The following is an 8,587-nucleotide window of genomic DNA, read 5'->3' on the forward strand; positions in this document are numbered from 1 at the left end:
GTTGGCGATTCCCAGTTGCACCGGCTCGTCGGTCTCTTCCAGCAGACGCTGCAATTCGATGATGGTCTTGCGCGGGATGATGACTTCCTGGCGCGCGAATTCCTGCTCGGTGGCGACCTGGCAAAACGCCAGACGGTGGCCGTCGGTGGCGACTGCAATCACGTTCTTGCCGTCGAGGACCAGCAGCAGGCCGTTGAGGTAATAGCGGATATCCTGCTGCGCCATCGAGAAGTGGACCATGTTGAACAGGTGCTTCAAGGTCTTTTGCGGCAGCGTTACGGTGGCGTTGTAGTGATCCGCCTGGGCGACTGTCGGAAACTCTTCGGCTGCCAGCGTTTGCAGCGCAAAACGGGATTTCCCGGATTGCACGGTCATGCGCTTGTTGCTGAGGGTGAGCGAGACTTCGCCGGTATCCGGCAAGGCACGCAGAATATCCAGCAGCTTACGTGCCGCAACAGTCGTAGCGGCCGCTTCGCCGCCGCTGCCGACCTTGGCGTTGGTGGTGATTTGCACTTCGATGTCGGTAGACAGGAACGAGACCTTTTCGCCTTCTTTGCGAATGAGGATATTGGCCAGAATCGGCAGTGTGTGCCGACGCTCGACAATACCGCTCACGATCTGCAGTGGCCGGAGAAGAGTATCTCGGCCGGTTTTGGCCAATTGCATAGCTATATCCTTGTTATTTAAAATACAAATATTGCGGCTTGCTTGAATGCATTACCTATTAGTTCTTACTACGCGCCTAGTACTTTGCCGCAGCCTATAAATGTAACTGAAATCGCACCGTTACGACTCACAACGTAGCCTAAATCTGCGCTTGTTTCCGGCTTTTTTTGTCGCCGCCCGGGTTTGCCCGGATTTCACAAAGGCGACAAAAAAACCACACTTAACGGTTGCCTTAAAAATTGTCACAAAAAAACTTATCCACAGGCTTGCAAGCAAATTCCCGGCCTTGGGAATCAACCCTTCAGGGTTTGTTCCAGCACATGTAACTCGTGGTTGCATTCCGGGTTTTTGGTGCGATCAGCAGCGATCTTGCGGACCGCATGCAGTACCGTGGTGTGATCCCGGCCGCCGAACAATTCACCGATTTCCGGTAAACTTTTCTGGGTCAGTTCCTTGGCCAGGTACATGGCGATCTGACGCGGCCGGGCAATATTTGCCGGGCGCTTTTTCGAGTACATATCGGCAACTTTAATGTTGAAAAAGTCCGCCACGGTTTTTTGGATGTTCTCCACCGAGATCTGGCGATTCTGTACTGACAGCAAATCTTTCAGTGCGTCCTTGACAACATCGATGCTGATATCTTTGCCGTGGAAGCGCGAGTAAGCGAGGATTTTCCGTAACGCGCCTTCCAGCTCGCGGACGTTGGAGCGTAAGTGTTTTGCAACAAAAAATGCCACATCGTCGGAAAAGGTAACCCCCTCGGATGCGGCTTTTTTAAGCAAAATCGCTACCCGCATTTCCAGTTCCGGCGGTTCGATAGCAACCGTCAGGCCGGAATCGAAACGTGAAATCAGGCGGTCATCCATGCCGGTGATTTCTTTCGGATAGGTATCGCTGGTGATGATGATTTGTTTCTTCGCCGCAATCAATGCTTCGAACGCATAGAAGAATTCTTCTTGCGTCCGGCTCTTGCCGCCGAAGAACTGAATGTCGTCAATCAGCAACAGATCGAGCGAATGGTAGTAGCGCTTAAAATCGTCGAAGCCCTTGCGTTGGTAAGCGGTCACTACGTCGCGAACGTACTGTTCTGCGTGGATGTAGCGAATCTTCGAGTTTGGATTATCGGCCAGCAGCTGGTTGCCGATGGCGTGGATCAAGTGGGTTTTACCGAGGCCGACGCCGCCATACAAGAACAACGGGTTGTACGAAACGCCGGGATTATTGGCCACCTGGATCGCTGCCGCGCGCGCCAATTGATTGGCCTTGCCGGTGACGAAACTGTCGAAACTGAGTGCGGTATTGATGCGCGACTGATCGCGCCGGGCGCTGACGGCGCTGTTCTCGGTCTGCACTTCCGGCGGGCGATCGAAGTTGCTATTGCCATAATTGCCGCCGTTGGCAGCCGACGATTGCGCGCCGGATTGCTCGCCATGATTGACGGCAGCGACCGGCATGTGAGAGGCCGATGCGGCTGGCGTGGATTTACGCGGGTCGAGCACGAACACCACCTCGATCGGCGCTTCCCAATATTGATGCGCGAGTGCGGTGATGCGGCTGGCAAACTGCGTTTTTACCCAATCCAGTTTGAAGCGATTCGGCGCCGCTATGCGCAGGCGCTCATCCTCATAATCGAGTGGCACCAATGGTTTTATCCACGCGCTAAATTGTTGAGGCGTCAACTCCTGCTCCAATTGGATGGAGCAGCTCTGCCAGAAATTTTCCATGAATCGTTCTAAGTGAAAGTGTGCGGGATGAGGTTCTTTACGCCCTGACTTGATCTTTTTATTGCGCGCGGTTTCAGTAGTGAATATTCGCTACTGCGCAGTACATAACTGGCGGGCGTGCCACACATAAGTCGCTATTCTACCCTTGCTGGCGAAAGTTATCCACAGGCGCGGGCATTTATTGCGTGTGGACAAAGTCAAACGACTTGGTGTAAAGGGCTGCTAAGTAATTGACAAACAAGCAGAAAATGCGTTCTAATTCAAGGTTAACTGTCCGCTGAATTGCCAGTTTGCGCGTTGATTGATATCTGTCGTTGTCCCGGGTCCGTTGTTTGGATGGCGTGGCAGCCAGGTCATATCAGGTCGCGAAAGGCTGGAAACCCAGCGCGCTGAGCGTGATGATCCGATTTATTTTTGCTGATTAGCGAGACCAACATGAAACGTACTTACCAACCTTCCGTCGTGCGCCGTAAGCGTACTCACGGTTTCCGCGCCCGTATGGCAACCCGCGGTGGCCGCGCTGTGCTCAATGCACGTCGTGCCAAAGGCCGCAAGCGTCTGGCAGCTTAATCTCAAGCCGGACGCAAACAGCGTTGCTTGCGTGACAGAAAACACAGACGGCCGTTCGCAGAACTGCGTCCGCGACTTTTCACGTGAACGGCGCATCGTTAAAACGGATGAATTCTCATCCGTTTTTCGTTTGCGCCCTGTCTACAGAACTGCGCACTTCGTCTTGTACACCCGCCGTAATACGTTGCCGCATGCCCGTCTGGGCGTGGTGGCGGCAAAACGGCTGGCGCCGCGTGCTGTCGCGCGTAACACGGTAAAACGGGTTACGCGCGAGTTGTTTCGCCTGACGCCATTGCCGCCCATCGATTGTATTGTGCGTTTATCGAAACCGGTAAACACCAAGGCGGGCCCGGCTACCACCGCACGCTTAAAGCAGCAGCTGCGCAGCGAGTTGACGCAATTGTTCTCGTCGCAACGTTTGTCGCCCGGCGCGTGATTTGGCTGGCATCGTCCGGCTGCGGGCTTGCGGCATGCTGCGTATGCGTTATGTACGAATTACTGCGGCAATGCTGGTCGGCGATGACAGGTGATCATTGCCGGGACGAGACGAAACCAGCCGGCGCCGGTGCCTGGGCCGGATGAAAAAGGGAAAAAGCTGTCATGAAAATGCCTCTACTGTTCCTGTTGCGACTCTACAAACTGGGCATCAGCCCGTTTCTGGGACAGAATTGCCGTTTTTATCCAAGCTGTTCCGATTATGCAGCCGAAGCAATCCGCACGCATGGCGCCCTCAAGGGCAGCATGCTGGCTGGTCGTCGCCTGTGCAAATGTCATCCCTGGCATCCCGGTGGAGTTGATCCGGTGCCGCCGCAGCAGTCAACGCGGTCATCGCAGTCACCGCAGTCGCCATCCACATCCCCCTCTGCAACCACTTCCGCATCGGCCTCCCGATCATGCGGTTGCAGCCATTCCTGAATCATAGATAAATACTCTTATGGATATCAAACGTACCGTCCTGTGGGTTGTATTTTCGGTCTCGCTGTTGTTCCTTTGGGATCAATGGCAGCGCCATAACGGCCAACCGTCGCTATTCTTCCCTGGCACCAACCAGACAGCCCCGGTTGCTACAGGCCCTGCCAGCGCTGGCACTGGCACCGATGTGCCGCAGGCTTCTGCGCCGGCCGCCGTCGGCGCCGCTGCGGTGCCGGCTGTTGCCGCTAAAGGCGAAATCATCACCATCACTACCGATGTCGTTAAAGCCGATATCGATACTATCGGTGGCGAACTGAAACGCCTGGAACTGCTGTCGCAAAAAGATACGGTTGATCCGACCAAGAATCTGGTGTTGTTCGACGCCAGCCCAAGCCGCACCTATCTAGCTGAAACCGGTCTGATCGGCGGTCCGTTCCCTAACCATAAATCGCCATTCACGGCATTGCCTGGTGCACGTACGCTGGACAACGGCAATCAGGTGCAATTGGTGCTGGAATCGACCGAAGGCGGCGTCAAGCTGACCAAGACCTTCACCTTCACGCGCGGCGATTACACGATCGACATCAAGCACACCGTGACCAACGATACCGATGCGCCAATCTCGCCTTCGCTTTACCTGCAACTGGTGCGTGACGGCAATGCGCATGCTGGCGAACAACGTTTCGTGCATACCTTTACCGGTGCGTCGGTCTATACCGAAGCCGACAAGTTCCAGAAATTTACTTTCGAGAACATTGAAAAGGGCAATGCTGAGCACGCGTTCGGGGCTGACAACGGCTGGTTTGCGCTGATGCAGCATTACTTTGTCTCGGCGTTCATTCCGCAAGACAAGGCGCCGCGCGAAATTTTCACGAAGAAGCTGGTGACCAATCTGTATGCGGTCGGCAATATTCTGCCGCTGGGCACGATTGCGCCGGGTGCCAGCACTACGATGGATGCGCGTCTGTTCTCCGGTCCGGAAGAAACCGCCGTGCTGGAAAAACTGTCGCCAGGCCTGGCTCTGGTCAAGGATTACGGCTGGCAGAAAATCATCGCTGAGCCGATTTTCTGGTTGATGACACAAATCCACAAAGCACTGGGCAACTGGGGCTGGACCATTATCTGTCTGACGATTCTGATCAAGCTGGCATTCTTCCCGCTGTCGGCGGCAAGCTATCGCAGCATGGCCAAGATGAAACTGGTGACGCCGAAGATGACTTCGATTCGCGAGCGTTACAAATCCGAGCCGCAAAAGATGAATCAGGCGATGATGGAGTTGTACAAAACGGAAAAGATCAACCCGCTCGGTGGCTGTCTGCCGATCCTGATCCAGATTCCGGTATTCCTGTCCCTGTATTCGGTGTTGCTGGCCAGCGTTGAGTTCCGTAACGCACCGTGGCTCGGCTGGATCCACGATCTGGCGGCACCGGACCCGTTCTACATTCTGCCGATCGTGATGGCGATTTCGATGTTTATCCAGACCAAGTTGAACCCGACGCCGCCGGACCCGATGCAAGCCAAGGTGATGTTGTTCATGCCGCTGATTTTCTCGGTCATGTTCTTCTTCTTCCCGTCCGGTCTGGTGTTGTACTGGGTTACCAACAACATCCTGTCGATTGGCCAGCAATGGGTAATTACCCGCAAGATGGGTGAAGCCAGGGCCTGATAGCGGCGCCTGCACACTGTCGTAAAAAAGCCCGTGAATCAAGAATTCACGGGCTTTTTTGTTGGTGTGGGCTGAACGCTGTTCCCATTCTTCAACAACACTCGTAGAATATTTCCATGTCTTTCGATTCCTCTCCAATTGCCGCCATCGCCACCGCTCCCGGACGTGGCGGCATCGGCGTAGTGCGTATTTCCGGCAAACACCTTGGCGCTCTGATTGAAGCAGTATGCGGCATCGCTGAAGCCAGGCTGACGCCGCGGCACGCCACCTATCTGCCGTTCAAGAATGCCGACGGCAGTGTCATCGATCAGGGCCTGGCTATCTATTTCAAGGCGCCGCATTCTTACACCGGCGAGGACGTGCTGGAGCTGCAGGGGCACGGCGGGCCGGTGGTGCTGCAAATGCTGCTGAGCCGCTGTCTGGCTGCGGGACAAGAGATCGGCCTGCGCATGGCAGAGCCGGGCGAGTTTACGCAACGCGCTTTCATCAACGATAAGCTTGATCTGGCGCAGGCCGAGGCGGTTGCCGACCTGATCGAGGCGTCTACCGAGGCGGCAGCCAAGTCGGCTTCCGAATCGCTTTCCGGCGCGTTTTCCAAGGTGATTCATGCGTTGGTCGAGCAAGTGACCAACTTGCGCATGCTGGTCGAAGCGACCCTTGATTTTCCGGAAGAAGAAATCGATTTTCTTGAAAAATCCGACGCCCGCGGGCAACTCGCCAGCATCCGCAGCACGCTTGATCATGTCTTCAGCCAAGCCGCTCAGGGAGCATTGCTGCGCGATGGCCTCAATATCGTGCTGGCCGGTAAGCCGAACGTTGGCAAATCGTCGCTGCTCAATGTGCTGGCCGGCGCCGATGTTGCCATCGTCACGCCGATTGCCGGCACCACCCGCGATAAGGTGACCGAGACCATCCAACTGGAAGGCATCCCGCTCAATATCATCGACACCGCCGGTATTCGCGATGCCGAAGACGCCAGCGACGAAGTTGAAAGGATCGGTATCGAACGCACATGGGCTGCGGTGGCCAAGGCCGACGTCATCTTGCACATGCTCGATGCGAACCACGGCCCGGCGCTGGCCGACGAAAAAATCATCGCGCGTTTTCCGAGCAACGCGCCGGTGATTCGGATCTGGAACAAGATCGATCAGTCCGGCCACAGACCGACGGTCGACGTCATGAACGACGCTACCCACATCTATCTGTCGGCCACCGACCATCTGGGGATTGATCTGCTGCGTGCCGAGTTGTTGCGCATCGCGGGCTGGCAGCAAACCGGCGAATCTCGCTATCTGGCACGCGAACGCCACCTGATTGCCCTCAAAGCGGCGCGCGAGCATCTGGAAATAGCCGGGCAGCACGCCGCGCTGGATAACCGCGTCAACGATCAGTCGCTGGATCTGTTTGCTGAAGAGTTGCGGCTGGCGCAGGACAGACTCAGCAGCATCACCGGAGCGTTTACGCCGGATGATTTGCTGGGAGTGATTTTTTCTTGTTTTTGTATCGGAAAATAATTAGTCATCCACGGTTATCCGGCAGCATGCGGAAACCATGGCGCTGCAGCGACCAAGGGTGCGTTGTTCTTAGGCTGTAGGAGTGGAAATAACTTTTAACTGAGGTCCCTGGCGCCACTGGTCGATAGGGATAAAAATAAAAATAAAAATAAAAATAAAAATAAAAATAAAAATAAAAATAAAAATAAAAATAATGAAAAACTTCATCGCAACGCTACTGTTTGCTGGCGCAGCATGCCTGGTTACACACGCCACTGCCAAAAAACCGCCGTCTGGCACCTATACGCAAGTCGAGCCGAATGAGGCGGATCTGACATCGCACGGGCATTATTCAAACAAAAGCGGGCAGGTAGTGCATTCACCGTCGCAGAGTAAAACGGGCAAGGCGCCGGCCACCGCGAGTGCCCAGTGCCGGGACGGCAGCTATAGCTTTAGCAAGCACCGTAGCGGTACATGCTCTCGGCACGGCGGGGTCGCGGAATGGCTGCAATGACCAAGCTGTTCAGTGGCAGCCGCCCGTCCCACACCATCTCGCCTGCGCTCTGAACCGATACGCGCGGCATCTGCGCGGCCTGCACCTGCGCGGCCTGCGATGGCCGGGGATGTTGCTCGATGTAGATCGGGGCGCTGCCCACGGCCATTTTGCTGGTTAAGTACGCAGGTAGGCAAGGTAAGCACCCCACATCTGGACGAAATAGCGCAATCCACGACAATCAAGGCGCTCAGAGCGCTATCTGGCTTCTGTATCGCAATAGTGAAAAATCTGCCGCTGCTTGTGGCTGGTTCTGACCTGAAAATAATCTCAACGGGTATTGAAAAATAGTCGGGCGCATCCATATCGGTGAAGTAGCATCCAACTCTTCCCCGGTTTTGGACTTCAGAGCCCCCTGCCGTCAGGCAGGCGGGCTTTTTTGCAGATTTTGATGGGTTGAATCGGCCTCGCGGTTATTCACCCGCGCTGACGTTGTATTGAACCCGCAGTCAGCGCGATGCCAGTTAGCGCAATGCAACGCGCATTAATTGCTCGCTCGCCACACCGCCGCCTGCCATCGAATGCGCAGGGACAACCATGATCAGTTCACCGTTTGCGTCGGCGTTTTCGGGAAGGTTGATGGTCATTTTCAATTGACGGTCGAGGGCGACGAACGTATTTGGCGCCACCGCCACAATTTCATGTCTGTCCTGACCGCTTACTGCGGCATACATTTGTCCGCCGCGTTGGAATAGGTCAAGCGTCATGCCGTTTGACAGATCGTAGGAACGGATAAAGTCGCTGAAATCTTCCTGGCGCATGTGGCGATAGTGGGCCGGTAGCTCGATTTTGAATGAGGGGGCAGTGATTTGCATGGTGTGATCGTCTGGAACCGATTGCGCCGCGGCACTAAATGAGAGTGCATTCAGCATCGAAAGAGGGTGTAATTAGTTTTGTGTAAACGGTCATTTGGCAGCACACTGCCACCATAGAGGAAAAAATGACCTACGTAAAACGCACCAAACGGGCCAAGCCCGATCCTGAGTTGGTCAAGCTGGCGGAC

10 protein-coding genes are annotated in these 8,587 nt (G+C 55.2%); 6 read left to right on the forward strand and 4 right to left on the reverse strand.

Annotation, left to right across the window (positions count from 1 at the left end):
- The coding region (gene dnaN / locus ACIQ0R_RS09105) for a DNA polymerase III subunit beta (protein WP_395826386.1) at positions 1 to 666 on the reverse strand (666 nt) is incomplete at its 3' end.
- Between the two features lie 293 nt (positions 667 to 959).
- Positions 960 to 2,390, reverse strand: a complete 1,431-nt coding sequence (gene dnaA, locus ACIQ0R_RS09110) for a chromosomal replication initiator protein DnaA (RefSeq protein WP_395826388.1) — start codon at positions 2,388 to 2,390, stop codon at positions 960 to 962.
- 435 nt (positions 2,391 to 2,825) lie between these two features.
- On the opposite strand from dnaA, the gene rpmH reads away from it, so the two are divergent.
- The 5 genes from rpmH to mnmE all read left to right on the forward strand — a co-directional run bounded on the left by rpmH (position 2,826) and on the right by mnmE (position 7,052).
- A complete protein-coding gene (gene rpmH, locus ACIQ0R_RS09115) occupies positions 2,826 to 2,960 on the forward strand; it encodes a 50S ribosomal protein L34 (RefSeq protein WP_061535510.1) in 135 nt (44 codons plus the stop codon).
- A 31-nt stretch (positions 2,961 to 2,991) separates the two neighbouring features.
- Positions 2,992 to 3,396: a ribonuclease P protein component gene (gene rnpA / locus ACIQ0R_RS09120; protein ID WP_395826391.1), complete on the forward strand. Its 405-nt coding sequence runs from the start codon at positions 2,992 to 2,994 to the stop codon at positions 3,394 to 3,396.
- Between the two features lie 164 nt (positions 3,397 to 3,560).
- Positions 3,561 to 3,875 carry a membrane protein insertion efficiency factor YidD gene (gene yidD / locus ACIQ0R_RS09125; protein WP_395826393.1) on the forward strand — a complete coding sequence of 105 codons (315 nt, stop codon included), beginning with the start codon at positions 3,561 to 3,563 and terminating at the stop codon, positions 3,873 to 3,875.
- 19 nt (positions 3,876 to 3,894) lie between these two features.
- Positions 3,895 to 5,538, forward strand: coding sequence for a membrane protein insertase YidC (gene yidC, locus ACIQ0R_RS09130; RefSeq protein WP_395826395.1), 1,644 nt, complete (start codon positions 3,895 to 3,897; stop codon positions 5,536 to 5,538).
- A gap of 116 nt (positions 5,539 to 5,654) precedes the next feature.
- On the forward strand, positions 5,655 to 7,052 hold the full coding sequence (mnmE, locus tag ACIQ0R_RS09135; protein WP_395826397.1) for a tRNA uridine-5-carboxymethylaminomethyl(34) synthesis GTPase MnmE: 1,398 nt from the start codon (positions 5,655 to 5,657) through the stop codon (positions 7,050 to 7,052).
- 69 nt (positions 7,053 to 7,121) lie between these two features.
- Here mnmE and ACIQ0R_RS09140 read toward each other — a convergent pair whose 3' ends face one another.
- On the reverse strand, positions 7,122 to 7,331 hold the full coding sequence (locus ACIQ0R_RS09140) for a hypothetical protein (RefSeq protein ID WP_395826403.1): 210 nt from the start codon (positions 7,329 to 7,331) through the stop codon (positions 7,122 to 7,124).
- Between ACIQ0R_RS09140 and ACIQ0R_RS09145 the strand changes: the two genes are divergently transcribed.
- Complete coding sequence (locus ACIQ0R_RS09145) at positions 7,246 to 7,545, forward strand: DUF3761 domain-containing protein (protein WP_395826399.1); 300 nt, start codon at positions 7,246 to 7,248, stop codon at positions 7,543 to 7,545. The genes ACIQ0R_RS09140 and ACIQ0R_RS09145 overlap by 86 nt on opposite strands.
- Positions 7,546 to 8,048: 503 nt before the next feature.
- Here the strand turns inward: ACIQ0R_RS09145 and ACIQ0R_RS09150 are convergent.
- Positions 8,049 to 8,399, reverse strand: coding sequence for a hypothetical protein (locus tag ACIQ0R_RS09150; protein WP_395826401.1), 351 nt, complete (start codon positions 8,397 to 8,399; stop codon positions 8,049 to 8,051).
- Positions 8,400 to 8,587: the final 188 nt, after the last annotated feature.

The organism is Collimonas sp. (genome assembly GCF_044339385.1).
Lineage (GTDB): Bacteria > Pseudomonadota > Gammaproteobacteria > Burkholderiales > Burkholderiaceae_D > Collimonas.